The following is a 20,594-nucleotide window of genomic DNA, read 5'->3' as shown; positions in this document are numbered from 1 at the left end:
GGCAACCTTCGGGTGCATGATCAGACAGTTCTCGATCTCTTGGGGGTAGATGTTCACGCCACCGGAGATGATCATGAACGCCTTGCGGTCCGTCAGATACAGCCAGCCCTCAGCGTCGAGGTAGCCGACGTCGCCGAGGGTTGTCCAGCCCCGGCCCTTGGGGTCGCGGGCACCGGCGGTTTTGTCGGGATCCTTGTGGTACTCGTAGTTGAATCCGCCCGCAAAGTAGATGGTGCCGACCTGACCCGGCGGGAGTTCTTCGCCGGCGTCGTCGAGTATGTGGACCTTGCCGCCCAGAGATTTTCCCACCGTCCCGGGGCGCTGCAACCACTCTTGCGGGTTCGCGAACGTGAAGCCGTTGCCCTCGGTCCCGCCGTAGTACTCCCACAGGATCGGACCCCACCAGTCCATCATCTGCTGTTTGACTTCGACGGGGCACGGCGCCGCCGCGTGGATCGCCTGCACCAGTGACGACAGGTCGTGGCGAGAGCGTTCCTCCTCGGCCAGTTTGAGCATGCGGATGAACATCGTGGGCACCCACTGCGAATGCGTCACCTTGTGCTGGTCGATCAACGCCAGCGCCTCGGCGGCATCGAACTTCTCCATCGCCACCACGGTGCCCCCGAGACCCTGCACCGACAGCGTGAACGCCAACGGCGCCGAATGGTAGAGCGGCGCCGGCGACAGGTAGACGGAGTCCGCGACGACCCCGAACATGTGGGAGACGAGGTGGGTGATCGCCATGCCGTTGGCGACCGGGGCACCCGAGAGCTCGCGCTTGACGCCCTTGGGACGACCGGTCGTGCCCGAACTGTAGAGCATGAAGTCGCCCAAGGGCTCGTCGTCGAGCGGATCGGCAGATGTCGCGCTGACTGCGCCGCCATAGCTCTCGAAACGCGAATCGGCCGGTCCGATCAGCAGCGGCAACTTCACGGTCGAGGTTTGGAGCAGGGCCGCGGCCGCGACATCGGCCATGGCAGTGGTCGTGACCAGGGACCGGGATTCGGAATCCTCGAGGATGTAGGCGACCTCTTCGGCGGACAGGTGGCTGTTGACGGTGGTCACATAAAGACCCGAGCGCAGCGCGGCCCACACGACCTCGAAATAGCGCGGCTGGTTCTCAGAAAGGATCGCGACGTGATCACCGGGCCCCAGACCGTGCTGCTGCCACAGCCGGGCGAGCTGCGTGGAGGCCCGATCAAGCCCGCGATAGGTGACCACCTCACCGGAGCGGCCCATGATGACCGCCGCCTTGTCGGGCGTCGTTTGTGCGTGCCGGCCCGGATACACCGGACCGTCAGGCTTTGTAGGTGGACAGCGATCGGGTCAAATCCATCATCACTTTCTCGAAGGTGGCCGTCTTCTCCGGCGTACATGGGTCGTAGGGAAGCCCGCCGACCGTCGGCCCGGCCGCGTAGTAGAAACAGACGGCGCCGACGATGATGTTCCAGATGATCAGCGGATCGGTGCCGGTGCCCTCGCCTTCCGATTCGAGGACCCCCAGGAGTCGCTTCCAATGAGGTGCGGCGACGGTGCCCATGATCTCTTTGACGTCGGCGCTGCCGGCCGAAGAGTCACGCAAGATCAACTTCGCGGCACCCGGCCGCTGCGCCGCGAAACGCACCATCATCGACGTGAAGGTGACCAGGCGGTCCTGCAGCGGTGCCTGCCCCTCCAGCTGGGAGCCCATCTCCTCGAGGAGCGGTGTGAAGATCCGGTCGAGCACCGCTTCGTAGAGCTCCCGCTTCGTCGGGAAGTGATACAGGATGGCCGTCCCCTGAATGCCGGCCTCCTTGCCGATGGCATCAAGAGATGTGGCGTCGAAGCCCTTCTCCGAGAAGAGTCGCTCGGCGACGGTCAGGATCGACTCCCGTGTGCGCTCCGACTTCGAGAGACGCTGCTGCACGTCGGCCAAAATGAAGACTCCTCAGGGCGGTGGTTGCGCCGTGCCCGGTCAAGGAACACCGACGCCGATCGGCTTGCCTGCCGGATCAGAATTGAGTGTATGTTCAAAATCAAATGTATGCTCGGTTCAGCGGGGATGCAAGCCGGACGCCGACAAACCAGGGAGTCATAGCAATGCCGATCGCGATCACCGACGATCACCGCAGGTTGGCCGACACCGTCGTCGACTTCGCGGCCCGACGGGAATTGCTGCGGGCGGCCCGCGCTCTTCTCGACGGGGCGGCCGAAGAAACGCCCGGATTCTGGGGGGAGCTTGCCGGGCTCGGCTGGCTCGGTCTGCACGTCCCGGAAGCATACGGCGGATCCGGGTATGGACCCGAGGAGCTGGTGGTGGTCGTCGAGTCGCTCGGCGCCGCTCTGGCGCCGGGAGGTTTCGTCCCGACGACGATCGTGAGCCGCGTGATTGCGGCGGAAGCCGACGACGACACCAAAACGCGGCTGCTGCCGGGCCTCGCGGACGGATCGGTGGCCGCCGGGGTCGGCTTGGGGGGCTCGGTCGAGGCCGACGGCGCGATGGCGTCCGGGAGCGTGGGAACCGTGCTCGGGGGAAACCTCGCCGACCTGATCATGGTGCCGGCCGGCGACGACGTCGTCGTCGTGTCCGTCGGGGACGGTGTCCGGGTGGAGATCCCACCCAACCTCGACCCGACCCGGCGCTCGGCGCGGGTGCACCTCGACGGCGCGGCCGTGACCGTGCTGGCCGGCGCACGCAGAACGCTCGTCGACACGGCGCGGATGATCCTGTCCGCCGAGGCGGTCGGGATGGCCGCGGAGTGCACCCGGCGTGCCGCCGAGTACGCAAAAGCGCGCCTCCAGTTCGGGCGTCCGATCGGCACCTATCAGGCGGTGAAACACCATTGCGCCAACATGGCGGTCGCCACCGAACTGGCGACGAGCGCCGTCTGGGACGCGGCCCGGGCGGCCGCGTCCGGCGGGGATCAGTTCAGCTACGCGGCGGCGGTGGCGGCGACCCTGGCCGCCCCGGCCGCCGACCTGTGCGCCAACCTGCACACGCAGGTGCATGGCGGCATCGCGATGACCTGGGAGCACGACGCGCACCTCTACGTGCGGCGCGCCACGACGCTGCTGGGCTTTCTGGATCCGGATGCCGCCGCCCGCGGCCTCACCGACCTGACGCGAGCCGGCGTCAGCCGGGAGAAGACGATCCACCTGCCGCCGGAGGCGGAGCAGGTTCGCAAAGAGGTGAGGGAGTTCGCCGACGGCATCAAGGGGCTGCCGAGACAAGAGCAACGCAGGGCAATGATCGACACCGGATACGTCATGCCGCACTGGCCGAGGCCGCACGGACGTGCAGCCGGCGCCGTGGAACAGCTCGTCATCGAGCAGGAGTTCACCACCGCCGGTATCAGACGCCCGAGCTACGGCATCACCGGGTGGGTGATCCTCACGCTTATCCAGCACGGCACCGACGACCAGATAGCACGCTGGGTTAAACCGGCTCTCAACCGGGAGGTCATCTGGTGCCAGCTGTTCAGCGAACCCGAGGCCGGATCGGATGCCGCCGGGATCAAGACCAGGGCGACGCGCGTGGACGGCGGCTGGATCATCAACGGCCAGAAGGTCTGGACATCGGGCGCACACGTCGCCGGCATGGGTTTTGCGACGGTGCGTACCAATCCGGACGTCCCCAAGCACGAGGGCATCACGATGGTGGTGATCGACATGCACGCCGACGGCGTCGAGGTTCGTCCGCTGAAGATGACGACCGGGGACTCCGATTTCAACGAGGTGTTCTTCAACGACGTCTTCGTTCCGGACGACGACGTCGTGGGGCCCGTGGACGCCGGCTGGACGGTCGCCCGCGCCACGCTCGGCAACGAGAGCGTCAGCATCGGCAGCGGTGAGGGCGCGACGACGGTGGGCGCTGACGTCCTTGTCAAAGCGTTCGACGCCAACCCCGATCGCCTCGAGGGCGGCGCGACCCGCATCGGTCGCTATGCGGCGCTGCTGCAGGCGATGGGTCTGCTCAACCTGCGCTCGGCGCACCGTGCGGTCGCGGACGCCCAACCGGGACCGGAGGGTGCGATCACCAAGCTCGTGGTCGCCGAGACCGGGCACGAGGTGGCAGCCATGCTCGCGAAGCTGAACGGCCCCGAGGTCGCCTTCATGGACGGACGCGCCCGCCTCGGCAACGCCTTTGCGCTCATGCACCGCGCGGCGTCGATCGCGGGCGGCACGTCGGAGATCAAGCGAAATCAGATCGGCGAGCGGATCCTCGGCCTGCCCCGGGACCCACTCACCACCTGATCAGCGCCCTTGGGGTAGGCGCCCGTCCGGCTTGGTTGCACTGGTCATGCCGTCGCCGAATGGTTCGTCGCGGCGGCGCAGGACCTCTTTGAGGCCGTGCTCCCGGACCTTGCGGCCGAAGCCGCGCACCGCCTCCGAGTGATGGGCACGGGCGTCATTCTCGGCGGCAAGTCGCTGCAGCACCTGCGCGCCCATCAGCTCCATGCCGAGGTTCGTGATCCGCTTGTTCGCGGCGAGCAGATCGACGTCGATGAGGGCGAGCCGGTCGGCGACACCTTCGACCTCGTCCTCGAGCAACTCGGCGGGAACCGACTTGAGAACGAGCCCGATCCGGGCGGCATCGGCGCCGGTCACCGAGTCGCCGGTGAGCTGGAGGCGTTTGGCCCACTGCGGTCCGCAACTGTAGAGCCAGAGGTTGTTGGGTAGCGTGCCCATGCTGCGGGCGGCGGGAAAGCCGATCCGGGCGTCGTCGGCGGCGATCACCATGTCACAGACCATGGCCAGGTCGGTGCCGCCGGCCAGACAACTGCCGTGAACCTGCGCGATCGTCGGCTTGTGCATCTCCCACAGCGCACGGATCCGGCGGTTGTTGCGTTCGATCAGCCAGACGTCGTCGTCGTGGCTTCTCCCGCGACGCTGGCCCTCCTCGGGCGTGCGCCCGAGCGCGGTCAGGTCGTAGCCCGAGCAGAAGGACGGCCCTTCACCGGAGAGCACGAGGCAGTGCACGCTCGTGTCGTCGTCGGCGCGCCAGGCGGCGTCCTCGAGCTCGTCGAGCATGCGGCCGGTGATCGCATTGTGCGTCTGTGGCCGGGCCAGCGTGACCCGCGCCCGACCGTCCTTCACGTCGTAGTGGATGTCGGTATAGGTGTCCGGTGACAACTCCATGGTCGAATGCGCCATCAGGCGGGGATCGTGACCCCGGTGAGCTCGGCCGCGTTGTCATGCACGATGCGGCGTTGATCGGCCTCGGGGAGGTGGCTGATCTCGTCGAAGATCTGCGCCGGGTACTCCAAGCCCTCCATGTGGGGGAAGTCGGAGCCGAACAGCACCCTGTCGGCACCCATGAAGGCGATCACGTCGTCGATGCGATCCTCCCAGAACGGATTGATCCAGACGTGCCGCTTGAACGTCTCGACCGGATCGTCTGCGAACCACGTCGGATACCGCTCACGGGTGGAAGCGAGCATGCGGAACAGATCGTGCAGATACACGGCCCCGTTCTCCACCGAAGCGACCCGAACACCCGGGAACCGCTCGAAGACACGGTCGAAGCACAGTGCGGTGAGCCAATCGAGGATGGCCCGCTCCAGCTTGTACACCGCGACCGACGGGCGGGAGCCACCGCCCAGCGCCTCGGCGCTGCCCGAGCCGGCCGGGTAGCCGTTCGTCCCGTAGCCGGAGTTGCCGGCGTGCGCCACCACGACGATGCCCGCTTCGCCGGCTCGGGCCCAGAACGCATCGAAGTCGGAGGCACCCGGTGAACGAGGGCCGTCGGCGGTCATCACCGGAGCCGGCCGCATGACGACCAACCGCGCGCCTCGATCGATCGCCCAGTCCAGCTCCGCGCACGCCGCCGCCGGGTCCGCCAGCGTGATGTAGGGGGCGGCGAAGATCCGGTTCCGGTAGGCGAAGCCCCAGTCTTCCTCCAGCCACCGATTGAATCCGCGATGTGCCACGGTGACCGCCTCGATGTCGTGCTTCAGCGGCTCCTCGTAGTGGATGCCGGCCGTGGGAAAGAACCACGCCGCCTCGACACCCTGCTCGTCCATGACTGCCAGTCGGGCGTCGCGGTCCTGGTAGGCCTTCGGCAGGGGTTCGAGGTTCGAGCGGATCAGGTCCATGAAGCGCTTGCCCTCGGGATTGCCCTTGTAATAAGCGCGCAACACCCCGGGCTTGGAGATCGGGTCGAACGTCGGGTTCGGCACCTGATAGTCGATCTTGCCGCGGACCACCTGGCGCTTGTGTCCGTTCTCCAGCTGCACCCATTGCACGCAGCGGGAGTGCATCTCCTTGGGAACGTGCCGCACAAAGGCGTCGTGTGCCTCGTAGTAGTGGTTGTCGGCGTCGAACAACGGGCCTTCGTAGCGTGGCATCGCATTTCTCCTGACTCTGCCCGACCGCCGCGCGGCCTGTGAGCGCGCAGTCACAATTGAGTATCCACTCAAAAATGACGCGTTGTCAAGGGCGCCGCCGAGGAAATGATCCGCCAGTGGCACCTCGCGTGGTGTGCTCGCAGCCGAGAACACACGGCGGGACGGCAGCTACCAAATCCCAACGGAATTGGTGATTTTGGCGTCGGCGCCGCGCCGCGCGGGCGACGGTCATCGCCATCTGCTCTACTTGACGCGTGGATCGCAAGTCATTTGGCCGGCTGTTCGACATGACCGATCGCACCGTCGTCATAACGGGCGGTACCCGGGGCATCGGCCTCGCGCTCGCCGAAGGCTACGTCTTGGCCGGCGCGAAAGTCGTCGTGGCCAGCCGTAAACCGGACGCATGCGAGGAGGCCGCGAATCGCCTGCGGGATCTCGGGGGCCAAGCCATCGGCGTGCCAACACATCTCGGCGAGCTCGACGACCTCAAAGCCCTCGTTGATCGCGCGGTCGACGAGTTCGGCGGGATTGACGTCCTGGTCAACAACGCCGCGAACCCGCTGGCGCAGCCGTTCGGCCAGATCAGTGCCGACGCCTTCAACAAGTCCTACGACGTCAACGTGCGCGGTCCCATATTCCTTGTGCAAGAGGCATTGCCACACCTCAAGAACAGCGAGCACGCCGCGATCCTGAACATGGTGTCGGTGGGTGCGTTCATCTTCGCGCCCCACCTGTCGATCTACGCGTCGGGAAAAGCTGCCCTCATGTCGTTCACCCGCTCGATGGCCGCCGAGTTCGTCCGGTTCGGCATCCGCGTCAACGCGTTGGCGCCCGGACCGGTCGACACCTACATGATGCAGCAGAACCCGCAGCCGGTGATCGACGGAATGGTCAACCAGACGCTGATGCGCCGCTTGGCGGCCGCCGACGAAATGATCGGTCCGGCACTGCTATTGACTTCTGATGCCGGCAGTTACGTAACCGGGCAGGTCCTCATCGTCGACGGCGGCGGAACGCCCCGCTAGCGGCTGCCATCTCACCACTCGCCCAGGCGACGTCGCAATCAGCCACGACGTGGCCCACTAACCCAAGGGGCGCAACACGATTGGCATGCCGTCCATCGGTACCGGCATTCCCGCGTAGTCCCAGCGCGGTTGGTAGCCCGGGCGGGAAAGTTCAAGGCGGTACCTGCGCAGCAACCGGTGCACGATGGTCTTGACCTCCAGCTGGCCGAAGATCATGCCGAGGCACTTGTGCGCACCACCGCCGAACGGAGCGAAGGCGTAGCGGTGGTTCTTGTGCTCGGCGCGCGGCTCGGCGAACCGTTCCGGATCGAATTTCCTTGGCTCGGTCCACAACTCGGGCAGCAAATGGTTCACCCCCGGCCAGATGGTGACATGCGTTCTCGCCGGTAAGTAGTGGCCGAGCAGGTCGGTGTCGCGCACGGTCTCCCGGAACAGACCCCACACCGGAGTGACCAGCCGCAACGACTCGTTCATCACCAGATCGAGTGTCTCCAGCTTTTCCAGCGACTCGATGTCCAGCGGGGCATCACCGAGCCGCGCCGATTCGTCGCGGGCACGTTCCTGCCATTCCGGGTGAGCGGCCAGGTGGTAGGCCATCGTGGTGGTGGTCGACGTGGAGGTGTCGTGGGCCGCCATCATCAAGAAGATCATGTGGTTGACGATGTCCTCGTCGGTGAAGCTGTTTCCGTCCTCGTCCTCGGTGCGGCACAACACCGCGAGCAGGTCGTTGTCCTCGCTGTTCTGCCGTTCCCTGAGGCGGTCGGTGAAGTACTCCTCGAGCAACTTGCGGGCTCGAAGGCCGCGCCACCATTTGAACGGGGGAACCGGGTAGCGAATGAGCGCGTTGCCGGCGCGGGTGGTTATCGTGAAGGCCTGGTTCACCTTGGCGAGCAGGTCTCGGTCGGTGCCCGGCTCGTGGCCCATGAACACCAGCGACGCGATGTCGAGCGTGAGCTCCTTGGCCGCGGGATAGAAGAGGAATCGGGGTTCGTTGGCCGGCCAGTCGTGGGCCACAACCTGGGCGGCGACCCGGTCCATGTGCCGGACGTACCCCGCCAGCTGACTGCGGGTGAACGCCTCCTGCATGATCCGGCGGTGGGCCAGGTGCTCGTCGAAGTCGAGCAGCATCAGCCCTCGGTTGAAAAACGGCCCGATGGGCACCTGCCAACCCTTCTGCGAGAACGCCTTGTTCTTGTTGGCGAACACGGCCTGGATGGCGTCGGGACCGAGGGCTGAGACCGAGGCGATGACCGACCCGCCGGCCCCGGCCATGTACACCGGGCCATGTTTGCGGTAAAGATGCAGACCGTAGTTGGGGCCTCCGCGAAACATCTCGAGGTAGTTGCCCAGGATCGGCAGACCATAGTCGCTCATGACTGGTTTCAATCCGCTGCCGGCCGGTGGCTTGGCCAGCGCATGTTGCTTCCAGTCGACCTCGAGCAGCCGCTTCTCGACACGACCCATCCCGGGCATGTTGTTGATGGTCGGCACGCGGCGCTTGGCCTGAAACAACAGATAGTCGCGGGTGCGCAATGCTGCCATCTGACGACCTTTCGAACCGTTGTGAGACCAGGTACTGGACGCCGACGGTGTGCCCTCCGGCATCGAGTCGGTCGTGATCGGGCAACGCCCGGGGACTCACGATCGGCGCTGGGCTGCAAGGGCTTCCTACGCGTACAGTACAGTATTGAGTGCGTGGTCAAATTTGAGAATAGACTCAGAACGGGGCACGTTTCTACCCTGATCGCCAAGCGCACGCAGCGGTCGGTGCGATTCGCCTGGCGCCTGGCAACGGTGTAGGCCGGCTCCGTGATGTGACGGCGTTCGGGACCCTCCGGACGCGTCGCGTGGGAGGCGGCAGAACGATGGCAACGACAGTTCACCGGCAGTGCACGCTGTGCGAGGCGCATTGCGGCATCAACGTCGAGGTCGAGGGCCGCACTGTGCTGCGGATCGCGGGCGACCACGACGACGCGATGTCACGCGGGTACATCTGCCCCAAGGCCACGGCGCTGGCCGACATCTATGAGGACCCCGACCGCCTGCGGCGCCCGGTCAAGCGGGCGGGCGATCGGTTCGTGGAGGTCGGCTGGGACGAGGCGTTCGAGCTGGCGGCCGGGGGTCTGCGGCGGATCATCGAACGTGATGGCCGAGACGCCGTCGCGACCTACCTCGGGAACCCGGGCGCGCATTCGTCGGGCATCGTGCCCATGATCGCCATCCGCGCACTCCTGCGCAGCGCAAACAACTACTCGGCCCTGTCGGTCGATTCGCTCCCCCAGCACCGGTGCTCGCACGAGATGTTCGGCAGCCTGGCGATCCTGCCGATACCGGACATCGACCGCACGAGCTACATGCTCATGTTCGGCGCCAACCCGGCGGTGTCCAACGGCTCGGGGATGGCGGCGCCCGCTGCTGGGCGCCGCCTGCGCGCCATCTGTGAGCGCGGCGGCCGCGTTGTCGTCGTCGATCCGCGCCGCACCGAAACCGCCGCCCACGCCTCGGAACACGTCTCGATCCGCCCGGGCGGGGACCCCTACCTGCTGCTCGGCATTCTGCACACGGTCTTCGAGCAGGATCTGGTCGCGCTTGGACGGCTGCAGGGACATGTCGACGGCCTCGCCGACCTCGAGGCCGTCGCCGGACCCTGGGCACCCGGCCGCGCCGCCGAGCACGCCGGCGTCGACGCCGACACAATCGTGCGCCTGGCACGTGAGTTCACCGCCGCGCCGCGGGCGATCGCCTACGGGCGCGTCGGCGTCTGCCAGCAGACGACCGGCACGCTCACCCACTGGCTCATCAACGCGCTCAACGTCGTGACCGGCAACTTGGACCGCCCCGGCGGCATGATGTTCCCGAGATCGCCGGTCGATGCGATCGGCGCGCTGGGGCTGTTGCCGGTCGCGAGCAAGTGGAGCCACCGTCGGCAACGCGTCAGCGGCCTCCCCGGCTTCCTTGACGAGTTCCCGGTCGCGGGCCTGGCCGACGAGATCCTCACACCCGGCGCCGGGCAGGTTCGCGCGCTGCTCTGCCACGCGGGCAACCCGGTGCTGTCCACCCCGAACGGCAAGCGACTCGACGAAGCGCTCGCGGCGCTCGAGCACTTCGTCGCCGTCGACATGTACATCACGGAGACCTCGCGTCACGCGCACGTCATCCTGCCCCCGCTGTCCCAGCTCGAGTGCAACGACATCGACCTGATCGTCCCCGCGATCTCGGTGCGCAACCACATCCGCTACAACCCCGTGGCCGTCCCGGCCGATCCGGGCGGCAGGACCGACTGGGAGATTTTGTGGGAGCTCGCCGGTCGCATCGGGACCGGCCGGGCCGGACGGGCCCGCAACGCGCTCGTCCGGGCGCTCGGCGCGGTGCTCACCCCCGACCGCCTCGCCGGTCTCGCGCTGCGCGCCGGGCCCTACGGGATCTTGCGGCGCGGGCCGCTGCGCTCACTGACGGTCGGCAAGATCCGGAGATCGGTCCACGGCATCGATCTCGGCCCGCTCGAGCCGCGACTTCCGGGGCTGCTGCGCACGCGCGGGAAACGCGTGCGGCTGGCGCCGCAGGCGTTCCTCGCCGAGACCGCGCGCCTCGACGACATCGCCGCCGAGCACGAGGCCGCGATCGCGGACGGCTTCGACCTGACCCTCATCGGCCGTCGTCAGCTGCGCTCGAACAACTCGTGGATGCACAACAGCCCGCGGCTGATGAAGGGGCCCGACCGCTGCACCGCGCTGATGCACCCCGACGACGCCGCCGCCCGTGGCCTGACCAACGGCGACCGCGTCCGCGTCGCCTCGGCGGTCGGCGCGATCGAGGTGCCGCTTCAGGTCAGCGACGAGGTCCGCCCGGGCGTCGTTTCGGTGCCCCACGGGTTCGGGCACGGCCGCCCCCGCGTGGGCTGGCGGCGGGCGGCGGCAAACGGCGGCGCGAGCGTCAACGACATCACCGACCCGTCGGTCCTCGACCGCCTCACCGGCAACGCCGCCTACAACGCGGTTCCGGTCCGCGTCGAGGCCGCCGTCCCAACGCCGACGGCACCGGAGGCCGTGGGCGCGATGGGTTAGCAACTCTTACCCCGCGGCGTTCCCGCCCCGAGTGAGGCCCTCGGATTCGGATGTTGCATGCGTTGGTGCCCCGCCGAGAAAATCGGTGAATCCGTAACGGCGGTGTGTGCCGATCAGTAGCTGCTCCAAGACGCCGAGCCCCTGCTGTCCGCGCCAGTAGGCTCGGACAGGCTGTTGGACATGAAGATTCTCGATCGCCAATGGGTTCAGCGATTCCAGGTCGTAGGACTCACCTCCAGTTGCCAGTTCGTCGTGCCAGGCGCCGTGGCCCCAGGTCGGATGGCCGTATCCGAGTCCTTTCATCTGGAAGGTGCCGATCGACTCCAGCCGCATCTCGTCGACTGTGCCGTCGAGTGCATGCATGACGAGGGTGGCGCCTCGGGAACGGCGCTGGCCGGGGACCCAGTCGATCCGGTGCTCGACGCGCGCAAGCGGCACGGGATCTGCCGGAATCTCGTCGGCGGCCAGTTTCGGGACGACCAGTGCATCATGGGCCCAGGTCGAGCCGTCCGGTCTTTCGGCCACCAGGAAATGAAAACAATACGTTTCGAAATGAATTGGGGCCCAGAGGAATAGCACCTCCGGTGGCTTTCCGGGTGCGCCCTCCAACCAACTGTTGATCGATCGCACACCCCACGACCGGTCCTTCACGGCGCGGATGCCGTCGGCGCCCAGATCGATGGTGTCACCGTCGACTTCCAGGGCGCCCGTCCAGGTTCCCCATTGGGTGGCGCGGGTGGCGTCCATGAACAACCGTGCCCCCTCGTAGGAGATTTGCCGCGTCTCCTCGATGGCCTGGGTCACGGCGGTATACGTCAAGTCGGCGGCCAGCCCGTGCTGTGGCGCATCGACGATCACCCGGTTGACCCGCATGGGTTCGACGATCTCGATGCGAATTGGTCCCATTGCGGTGTCGACCGGGCTCGGATTCATGCGACCGCTCGCGAACACCGAGCGCTGGCGGCCATCGTGGACCACGGAGAACGCGCCATCCATGATCTGGCGATTGGGGTACGAGCCGAACGCCACACCCAACATGAGGTCTTCACGGAACCCGTTGAACCAGAAGCGATCATAGAATTGGGGATTGCCGTTGCCGGATTGGGCCAATGGCAGCGACGTCTGATGCACGGGGTAGTCATCGAAAGCGATCAACATGGGTTGGCTCTTCCTGGTGTGCTAACTGGCGATCGGGAACTGGAATTACAAATGGCGAATCCCTTCGGCGGTAGGGTTCTTGTGCCATCGGGGGCCGGCGTCTCGGCTCGTGATTCAGCTCCGGCCGGCCTCGGGGAGTAGATCCAGCGAGCCGAGATCGAGTGCTTGCTGACATGCCCGCTGCAGCATGGCCATGAACATCGCGTCCCCGCGCTCGGTGCGTTGGACGACCATTGACGCCGCGACCGTCATCGCAACGCCCCAGAAGACCTGCCGGCGGTATTCTGCCCAGCACCGGTCCCAGCCGAAGTCGGTGACGCCGTTCTCCGACAAAGTGTCGAAATAGCTTCGGACCAGCCGCTGTTCGTGAGCGCGCCGGTCCTCGACGGTCAGGCTTCCACCGATGAAGTATGCGGCGTCCAGCATCGCGGGGCCCCACTGAACCCCTTGCCAGTCCACGACCGTGCATTCCCCGTTGCGGTCAAACAGCAGGTTGTCGAGGCGATAGTCGGCGTGCACGAGCCCGCGCGGGCCACGGATGTCGGCGGTGTGGGCATCGGCGACCTCGACGTAGCGACGGCAGACCTCGGCATGTTCGTGCGCGATCAGGTCGCCATAGCGCTCGAAGAACCCGGGCAGCAGCGCCGACAGCAACGCCTGATTGATCGGATTGGGGAGATTGAGATAATCACTGGCGCCGATCGTCTTGTCGTCGAAGACCGGGGCGTGCAACCGCGCCAAAGCACGGATCGCCTTGTCGGCCGTGATCGGATCGCATCCGGAGACTTGGTCGCCTTGCCGCGACTCGGCGGCATCTTGGAGAACGAGGGTGAACCATCCCTGCTCGGGATCGTATTCGGCGAGGTAGCATTCGGGCGTCGGGCCGTCGATCTGTCGATTGAGGCGCTGGTAGAAGGTCACTTCACGGAAGTACGCGCCCACTCCGACGCCGGCGGCACGGCTGGGCGGGTCGTCGGAGGCCAACTTCACGACGACCGTACCCGAGTTGCCCGTGCCATCCAGATACGTCACGCGATGGGTTTGGCTCATCTGGCCCGTTCCGATCGGCTGCGTGTCAGCGACGTGCAGGTTGTCGCGCCCCAAGACCTCGCACAGCCAGGCGCTGGTGATGCCGTCGGGCCCGGCGATGAGCAGGGCGGGTTGGTGCACCTCGACAGATTTCACGGCAGGACACCTCCTGAGAAGACGTGGCCAAAGCCGTGGCTGATGTCAGTAGCGGATGAGACCACGCAGATTGACGCCGTTGCGCAAGTCCTCATAGCCCTGGTTGATGTCTTCGAGAGAGTACTCCCGGGTGATGAGCTCGTCGAGTTTGAGCTGGCCGCTCTCGTATAGGTCCAACATCTTGGGGATATCGGTGCGCGGGTTGGACGAGCCGAAAAGCGATCCGCGGACCTGCTTTTCGAACAGGGCGAGCTCCTGCAGCGACATGTTTGCCGATGTGTCGGCAGGGTGGCCGATCGCGGTGACCACGACCCGGCCCCGCTTGCCGACCAGGCTCAACGCCTGCCCGACGTAGGAAGCTTCGGCGTTGTCGGTGGCGATCACGCACACGTCGGCCATCTGTCCCGACGTCAGCTGCTGGATAACACTGTGCGCTTGCCCGACGTCGGCTGCCGTGTGGGTGGCTCCGAATTCGGTTGCCCGCCTGCGCTTGTACTCCACCGGATCCAGGGCAACGATGTTGCGCGCGCCGACGATCCGGGCGCCCTGCACGGCGTTGACGCCGATGCCGCCGACGCCCATCACCACGACGGTGCTTCCGTCGCCGGCCTCCCCGGTGTTGACCGCGCTGCCGTAGCCGGTGGTTACGCCGCAACCCACCAGCGCGGCCTTGTCCAAGGCGACACGGTCGCCGACCTTGATCACCGATGCGGTCGGCACCACGGTGTATTCCGAGAACGTGCCGAGCAAGCACATCTGGCCCAGGCCTTTTCCGCGTGCGTGAAACCGGTGGGTGCCGTCCATTTGCGGGCCGAGCAGCAAGTACAAGCCCAGATCGCACAGGTTGCTCATGCCCCGCACGCACGGTTTGCAGCGGCCACAGGTCGGGATGAAGCTCAGCACGACGGGATCGCCTTCGGCCACATCGGTAACCCCGGGACCGACCTGTACGACCACGCCGGCCCCTTCGTGACCGCCGACGATCGGACCCAAAGCCGGCAGATCGCCGGTGACCAGGTGCTCGTCGGAATGGCACAGACCGGCGGCTGATAGCTTGACCATCACCTCCGACTGCTTCGGGTCGTCGAGTTCGACCTCCTCGATTTCCCACTTTTGGTTTCGCGCCCACAGCACGGCTGCTTTGGTCTTCATCGGTATGTCACACCACCCGACACCGAAGCGGCACGTGTTTGACGCCGCTGACGAAGTGACCGACGGTCCACTGGGGCTCTCCGTCGAGCTCGATGGATTCGACCTCGCGGGCGAGGCCCCGGAGGAGCGACGAGATCTCCATCTCGGCGAGACGCGCTCCCAGACAGTAGTGCTTGCCGTGCCCCCAGCCGACTTGGACGGTGGCGTTGGGCCTCCCGACGTCGAGTCGGTTGGGATCGGGGAAGACGCGCTCGTCGCGATTTGCGCTGGGGTATGAGAGCAGGATGCGATCGCCCGCCCTGAACCGGTGCCCGGCGATCTCGGTGTCGCGCTGTGTGAGGCGGGTGAAGTGTCGAACCGGGCTGGTGAGTCGAACCACCTCGTGCGCGGCGTTCCCGGCGAGGGTCGGATCGTCGCGCAGGCGCTGGAACTCCCTTGGATCGCGAGCGAGCGCTTCGACCCCCCCTGCCATAGCGAAGGACGTGGTGTCATGCCCTGCAGACGCGAGCACGGCGAAAAGTCCCATCATGGCGAGCATCTCGATCGGCTCGCCGTCGATGGTCGCATTGGCGATGGCGGACGTCAGATCGTCGGTGGGATTCTTCCTGCGGGCGGCAACGAGTTCGACGAAGTAGGCGGCCATCTCGCCCATCGCCTCGAACGGGGCGCCGGAACCCAACTCGGGATCGGCGGCACTGAACATCTGTTGGGTGAGCTTGAGCATCAGAGGTTCGTCTTCTCTTGGCACTCCGAGCATCTCCATGATCACCCGCAGCGGCAGCGGCACCGCGATGTCCATCGCGAAGTCGAACAGGCCATCGCGCGAGCGGAGATGGGCCATCGCCTCGGCCACCAGATCGTCGATGGCGACCTGAAGCCGGCGCACCGCAGCCGGCTTGAACCAATCGACCACCACCTTGCGGTACTTCGTGTGCTCATCTCCGTCCATGCTCAGCAGCGTCTTGATCTCGAACGGTAAATCCTGCTGCATGGCTTGGTAACTGCTGCCGCCGGCGCCGATGAAGGCGGCATCCTCCGTGTTCGGGAAGATCTGCGGCTGTCGACTCACCTCGAGCAGTGCCTGGTGGCGCACGACCGCCCAGAACTCTCCGTAGTCTTTGTCGGAATAGTGGTGCACAGGCCCGGCCCGGCGCAGAACTGCGGCAACGCTGTGCCACGTGTCCATATCCGTGAAGTTCCTCGAGTGTGTGAACAGGCGATCGGGGCGAAAGCCTGTGATCTCGGCCGTTGGGCTCATGCATGCTCCTTCCGGCAACACGGAAACCCGGTATTGAGCGTGTGGTCAAATTTGAGAATATGCTCAAAATCGCGTATCGGCAAGGGAACGCAGTGACTCATCCCGAATGCGCGCAGGGGGCGATTCGTTGGCCGACCGGAAGGTGCCCCGTCGTCAAGAAGCATCAGCGGGACTCAACGGTCGCACGTGCTTCCTGATTGCGCCGCCGACGCGGCTCCCTGACGATCTCGGCGGGGCGGCGGCCTCGGGGCCCGGCGTCAGCGCCGCGTGGCCTCGTCGACGAGCCGGGCGACGTCGGCCATGTCCGGCGTTTCACAGGCGGCCACGTATTCGCGGCGCAACTGGGTGACGAGGTCGGCGACCGATGGGATGTCGTCGATGAGATCGATCCCCTGGCCGGCCGACCACAGGTTCTTCCAGGGCTTGACATCCTCGGGCAGATGGGAGAAGCCGATCTTGCCGACGGCCGCCCTGGGTAGGTTCATCGGGTCGAGGCCGACTGCCCGCATCGAGTCGGTCATCCAATTCGCCGCCACCCCAGCGATTTCAGCGGTGTACATCAGGTCCGCGGACGTTCCCGCAACCAGCATCGCCTTGTAGGCGTCGGCCGCACGCGATTCCCGGGTGGCGATGAACCGGGTGCCCAGATAGGACAGGTCCGCGCCGAGGATCTCGGCCGCACGGATGGCCGCGCCGGTGGTGATGGCGCCCGCCATCACGATGATGCCGTCGAACATCGCACGGATCTTCGGGATCAGCACCAGGTGGCTGATCGTGCCGGAGTGCCCGCCGCCGCCGGCGCCGATGCACGTCATCCCGTCCACACCCGCCTGGATAGCCTTTTCGGCGAACCGCAACGAGGTCACGTCGTGCAGGATCATCCCGCCCCGATCGTGGACCCGCCGGGCCAGCTCGGCCGGGTCGCCCTGCGCCGAGATGACGATCTCCACGCCGTAGCGCGAGCACAGCTCCAGGTTGGCCGCCAGCTCGTCCTCGTCGAACCGAGTGGCCAGGTTCACCGCGATCGGCCCGATCCGCGCGCCGGGGTGCTCCTCGGCGTGGCGGTCCAGCTCGGCGCGGATCTCCCGTAGCCAATCCGCGAAAGTGTCTATGTCGCGTGCATTTTGGCGGGGCAGCGCGCCGATCAGGCCTGCCTTGCAGGCCGCCCCGACGAGCTCGGGCCCGGACACCAGGAACATCGGGGCGCACACCGCCGGAAGCGTCAACCGGCTGCGGAAACCCTCGGCGAGCGCCATCTCAATGCCCGCCGAACACCGGCTCGCGCCACCACACCGCCTCGTCGAGGTGTGCGGCCGCGCGGTGGTTCAGTAACTGATCGGTGTGGCTGAGCGAAAACGTCGTTCCGGCAGCCAGTTCGGTGGCGAGTCCGGTAGTCGCGGCGACCGACTCGGCCGCGTTGGCCGCGTCGTGCACCGCACCCCGCAGCAGCATCTGCCTTGCCCGGCGCAACCCGACAAGGCGCGGCAGCAGGTCCGACCCGCCGCTGTCGACGAAAACCTCGCGCTCGCAGAACTGTTTGGCGATACCCGCGTAATGGTCGGCCACGGTGAAGTCACACATATCCGCCAGATGCAGCCCCAATCCGATCGCCTTGCCCGGCACTTCGGCGTCGCCGAATGAGACCTCGGCGAAGTCAGCGGACGGCATTCGAAAAAACCCCTAGGTAGCCCACTTGGTTGACTAGGTCAGCAGTCTTCCGCGCCGGTGCGCTCTGCGTCAAGCCGGCGCGGACGGACTTGATATCCCGCTGGCATTCGAAAATGCCGGCCTGATAGTGAGCGCGCGATCCCGTCGATTTCAAATTGTTAGACTGGCTGTATGACTAAGCTGTATCGACTGTTGTGCGGTGGATGACACCGGCGGTTGCGTGCCAGAAAAGATATGTGGCAGAAAAGATATATTGGGAGTTCCGGTGCCATCACTTCCGCCGCTCGCCCCCTTGGGAACCGGAAACCTCACGGTGCCCGGGAGTCAGAGCGTGCGCACACCGAAGACCGCGGAGTTGGTGGCGCGGACGCTGCGCCGGATGATTGTGGACGGCCAGCTCAAGGACGGCGACTTTCTGCCGAATGAGCCCGCCCTGATGAACCACTTCGGTGTCAGCCGCCCGACGTTGCGCGAGGCGGTGCGGGTGCTCGAGTCCGAACGGCTGGTCGAGGTGCGGCGCGGCTCGCGGACCGGTGCCCGCGTGCGGGTGCCGGGACCCGAAATCGTGGCACGCCCCGCCGGTCTGCTGCTGGAGTTGTCGGGCGCCACCATCGCCGACGTTCTGGTCGCCCGTTCCGCGATCGAGCCACTGGCCGCACGGCTACTGGCGTCCAACGGCAAGACAAAGGCGTTCGACGAACTCGAGCGCATCATGCTCGAAGACATTCCGGCATCCGCGGAGGCTTCGCGATTCGCCGCGGCCACGTCTCACTTCCACCGCCGCCTGGTCGAGCTGTCGGGCAACGTGACGCTGAGCATGATCGCGGGCATGCTCCACGAGATCACCGAAAGACATACCGCCGTGGCGGTCGCGCGCAAGCGCAGCGTCCCAAAGCCGGACTTCGAGAAGTTGATGCGGTCCTACGGCCATCTCATCGAGCTGCTCCGGGCCCGCGACGACGACGCGGCTGAAGCCCATTGGCGCCGCCACATGGACAATACGCGCAGCGTCTTGTTGCGGGTGCTTCCGACGATCAAGGTCCGCGACGTCATCGACTGACCGGCTCTGGTCAGCCCCGAGAGCCACAGTGCGACAACGCGGTTGGCAGGCTTCTATACCTACATGCTGGGCTGGCCGTACATGGCGACCAACACCGAGCGGTTGAGGCTGTTCTCCGACCAGACCCCGATGGCGGTGTTGGCGCAATCCTGCATCAGGGCTCGCGACGGCGGGTCCCACCACCACTGGCCGAGGATCTGTATGCCGTTGATTGCCAGGGACGGCACGATCGCCACGGTTTCGGCGGCCCTACCCCGGAAACCGGCATCGCGGGCACGGTCCTGCGGAGTCGACCCGTCGGATCCGACGTCGCCGTTGATGTCGGGGTTGTTGAGGACGTCCAGCGTGTGCCGGCGCGCGGCATCCGTGAGCCGGTTGTCCATCTTGGAGTCGGTGGTGCAGCCGTTCTGACGTTGAGCGGTGTTGATGTTCACGTAGACGCTGTTGTTGAGTCGGGCGTTGTTGGGTACGACAGTGTTGCCGTTGTCGGCAAGTGCCAGCGGTGCCGAGCACGCGACCGCACCGGCCAGAAGTGCTGGCACCGAACGGGATAGCGCGGAACGGGAGGATGAATGACCAAATGATCGCCGTCTTTCGGGGCCCCGTTTCATGGCTGTCCTGATCTCGTGCTTGCGACGATTGAACCAAAGAATTATAACTTGGTTGAAGTTGTTGGACTAGACTCACGTATCCGGCCGGGTCGTGCCAGAGGTGATGACATTGGGTCCCTACCTTGCTTTGCGCCGCAGCGACGAGGCGGACGCCCGCCGGTACACACCGCGCCGACGTTCAGCCATGGCACGCCGCGGGGCGTTCGCCGGTGTGTTGATCGCCGCTGCCGCCAGCGGCGGAACGGCCCAGCCGCTGGCCCCCCGCGCTCACGCCGCCCCGGACCCTCGAGTCGAGTACCTGTACGACGTCGCGGTGCGCCGCCAGTACAACTTTCCGAACAACGACGCCATCGGCTACGGCTATAGCATCTGCGACAAGGTCAGCAGGGGCGAGGGCTACGCACAGGTGATGGGCGATGTGAAAAGGGACGTCACGCCCAACGACGAGTTCGCCGCGAATTACCTGGTGTCATACGCGGTGAACCTGCTGTGTCCCGCCCAGATCTGGCAGCTGCGCAATTCGGCGGCGCACTACCAGCCGCCCGCCGAATCCTAGGACCCGGGTACGAGGTTGAGCGTAAATCGATTCGTGAACCGTTCGGGCGGCCGGATGCCTCCCCTGCTTCGCCCGCGCGCATTGCTCTCGACGGTGGGCGCGCTGTCACTGGCAAGCGTCGGTGCCGCGGCGGGCGCGCATGCATCGCCGTCACAGGAAGGCGCGTCCGGTTCGTGCTCGTTCGTACTGACTCCGCCGCAAGTCGTTCAGGTATCGACCACGCGCATGGTGCTAGCCACCTTGAAGCCGGGCCCGTGCACCATGGACGCCGTTCCCAACGATTCGGTCGTATGTTTGTCGATCAAGGGAGATGACGCACCAGAGCAGTGCAGCCATAAGGCCGGCTCGGCCACGGCGCTGATCTACTATCCGTACCGGCCGGGCGCGGCCTACGTGGTAACGGGCCAAGGCTGTGCGGACCTGTACGAGGATCCGGTCAGTCACAGCACCACCGGACCGGTGCACAAAATCTGCCAGTCCTTCGGGCCGACGTCGTTCACCCTGTGAGAAACACCGGCACGTTGCGGGTTA

Annotated in this window: 18 protein-coding genes; 6 read left to right on the top strand and 12 right to left on the bottom strand. The window is 66.2% G+C overall.

All coding sequences use genetic code 11. The annotated features are described in order from the left end of the window. Together VMD50_RS19120 and VMD50_RS19115 are read right to left on the bottom strand one after the other, a co-directional pair. A partial coding sequence (locus tag VMD50_RS19120) for an AMP-binding protein (RefSeq protein WP_325429628.1) occupies positions 1 to 1,290 on the bottom strand: 1,290 nt, incomplete at its 3' end. 7 nt (positions 1,291 to 1,297) lie between these two features. After that, entirely contained in the window at positions 1,298 to 1,906 is a 609-nt protein-coding gene (locus VMD50_RS19115) for a TetR/AcrR family transcriptional regulator (RefSeq protein WP_325429630.1), read from the bottom strand. A 173-nt stretch (positions 1,907 to 2,079) separates the two neighbouring features. On the opposite strand from VMD50_RS19115, the gene VMD50_RS19110 reads away from it, so the two are divergent. Beyond that, entirely contained in the window at positions 2,080 to 4,233 is a 2,154-nt protein-coding gene (locus VMD50_RS19110; RefSeq protein WP_325429626.1) for an acyl-CoA dehydrogenase family protein, read from the top strand. Here the strand turns inward: VMD50_RS19110 and VMD50_RS19105 are convergent, their stop codons facing one another. Continuing rightward, positions 4,234 to 5,133, bottom strand: coding sequence for a crotonase/enoyl-CoA hydratase family protein (locus VMD50_RS19105; protein WP_325429624.1), 900 nt, complete (start codon positions 5,131 to 5,133; stop codon positions 4,234 to 4,236). Next, positions 5,133 to 6,326: an amidohydrolase family protein gene (locus tag VMD50_RS19100; RefSeq protein WP_325429622.1), complete on the bottom strand. Its 1,194-nt coding sequence runs from the start codon at positions 6,324 to 6,326 to the stop codon at positions 5,133 to 5,135. Before VMD50_RS19100 ends, VMD50_RS19105 begins: the two co-directional genes overlap by 1 nt. 254 nt (positions 6,327 to 6,580) lie before the next feature. On the opposite strand from VMD50_RS19100, the gene VMD50_RS19095 reads away from it, so the two are divergent. Continuing rightward, a complete protein-coding gene (locus VMD50_RS19095) occupies positions 6,581 to 7,351 on the top strand; it encodes an SDR family NAD(P)-dependent oxidoreductase (RefSeq protein ID WP_325429620.1) in 771 nt (256 codons plus the stop codon). Positions 7,352 to 7,408: 57 nt separating this feature from the next. Here VMD50_RS19095 and VMD50_RS19090 read toward each other — a convergent pair whose 3' ends face one another. Beyond that, positions 7,409 to 8,893: a cytochrome P450 gene (locus tag VMD50_RS19090; RefSeq protein ID WP_325429618.1), complete on the bottom strand. Its 1,485-nt coding sequence runs from the start codon at positions 8,891 to 8,893 to the stop codon at positions 7,409 to 7,411. A 323-nt stretch (positions 8,894 to 9,216) separates the two neighbouring features. Here VMD50_RS19090 and VMD50_RS19085 point away from each other — a divergent pair, with 323 nt between their 5' ends. Continuing rightward, positions 9,217 to 11,415 (top strand): molybdopterin oxidoreductase family protein, encoded by a 2,199-nt coding sequence (locus VMD50_RS19085; RefSeq protein ID WP_325429616.1) that lies wholly within the window; start codon positions 9,217 to 9,219, stop codon positions 11,413 to 11,415. Between the two features lie 6 nt (positions 11,416 to 11,421). Here VMD50_RS19085 and VMD50_RS19080 read toward each other — a convergent pair whose 3' ends face one another. From VMD50_RS19080 to VMD50_RS19055, 6 genes are all read right to left on the bottom strand, one after another. Continuing rightward, positions 11,422 to 12,573, bottom strand: coding sequence for an Rv3169 family protein (locus VMD50_RS19080; protein WP_325429614.1), 1,152 nt, complete (start codon positions 12,571 to 12,573; stop codon positions 11,422 to 11,424). A gap of 114 nt (positions 12,574 to 12,687) precedes the next feature. Further along, positions 12,688 to 13,758, bottom strand: a complete 1,071-nt coding sequence (locus tag VMD50_RS19075; protein WP_325429612.1) for a phosphotransferase — start codon at positions 13,756 to 13,758, stop codon at positions 12,688 to 12,690. Between the two features lie 45 nt (positions 13,759 to 13,803). Further along, positions 13,804 to 14,910 (bottom strand): NDMA-dependent alcohol dehydrogenase, encoded by a 1,107-nt coding sequence (locus tag VMD50_RS19070; RefSeq protein WP_325429610.1) that lies wholly within the window; start codon positions 14,908 to 14,910, stop codon positions 13,804 to 13,806. A gap of 7 nt (positions 14,911 to 14,917) precedes the next feature. Beyond that, positions 14,918 to 16,168, bottom strand: coding sequence for a cytochrome P450 (locus VMD50_RS19065; protein ID WP_325429608.1), 1,251 nt, complete (start codon positions 16,166 to 16,168; stop codon positions 14,918 to 14,920). A gap of 257 nt (positions 16,169 to 16,425) precedes the next feature. Beyond that, positions 16,426 to 17,424, bottom strand: a complete 999-nt coding sequence (locus tag VMD50_RS19060; protein WP_325429606.1) for an NAD(P)H-dependent flavin oxidoreductase — start codon at positions 17,422 to 17,424, stop codon at positions 16,426 to 16,428. 1 nt (position 17,425) lies between these two features. Next, positions 17,426 to 17,836, bottom strand: coding sequence for an enoyl-CoA hydratase/isomerase family protein (locus VMD50_RS19055; RefSeq protein ID WP_325429604.1), 411 nt, complete (start codon positions 17,834 to 17,836; stop codon positions 17,426 to 17,428). 265 nt (positions 17,837 to 18,101) lie between these two features. Between VMD50_RS19055 and VMD50_RS19050 the strand changes: the two genes are divergently transcribed. Then, positions 18,102 to 18,896 (top strand): FadR/GntR family transcriptional regulator, encoded by a 795-nt coding sequence (locus VMD50_RS19050; RefSeq protein ID WP_414686121.1) that lies wholly within the window; start codon positions 18,102 to 18,104, stop codon positions 18,894 to 18,896. Between the two features lie 59 nt (positions 18,897 to 18,955). Here the strand turns inward: VMD50_RS19050 and VMD50_RS19045 are convergent, their stop codons facing one another. Continuing rightward, the gene (locus tag VMD50_RS19045) at positions 18,956 to 19,438 is read right to left on the bottom strand and encodes a CAP domain-containing protein (RefSeq protein WP_325429600.1); all 483 of its coding nucleotides are present in this window, start codon (positions 19,436 to 19,438) and stop codon (positions 18,956 to 18,958) included. Positions 19,439 to 19,691: 253 nt separating this feature from the next. Between VMD50_RS19045 and VMD50_RS19040 the strand changes: the two genes are divergently transcribed. Together VMD50_RS19040 and VMD50_RS19035 are read left to right on the top strand one after the other, a co-directional pair. Beyond that, on the top strand, positions 19,692 to 20,063 hold the full coding sequence (locus VMD50_RS19040; protein WP_325429598.1) for a DUF732 domain-containing protein: 372 nt from the start codon (positions 19,692 to 19,694) through the stop codon (positions 20,061 to 20,063). A 33-nt stretch (positions 20,064 to 20,096) separates the two neighbouring features. Beyond that, entirely contained in the window at positions 20,097 to 20,570 is a 474-nt protein-coding gene (locus tag VMD50_RS19035; protein ID WP_325429596.1) for a hypothetical protein, read from the top strand. Positions 20,571 to 20,594 lie beyond the last annotated feature (24 nt).

It is taken from the genome of Mycobacterium sp. (assembly GCF_035506235.1).
Taxonomy (GTDB): domain Bacteria; phylum Actinomycetota; class Actinomycetes; order Mycobacteriales; family Mycobacteriaceae; genus Mycobacterium.
This window is presented reverse-complemented; position numbering and strand designations above follow the sequence as displayed.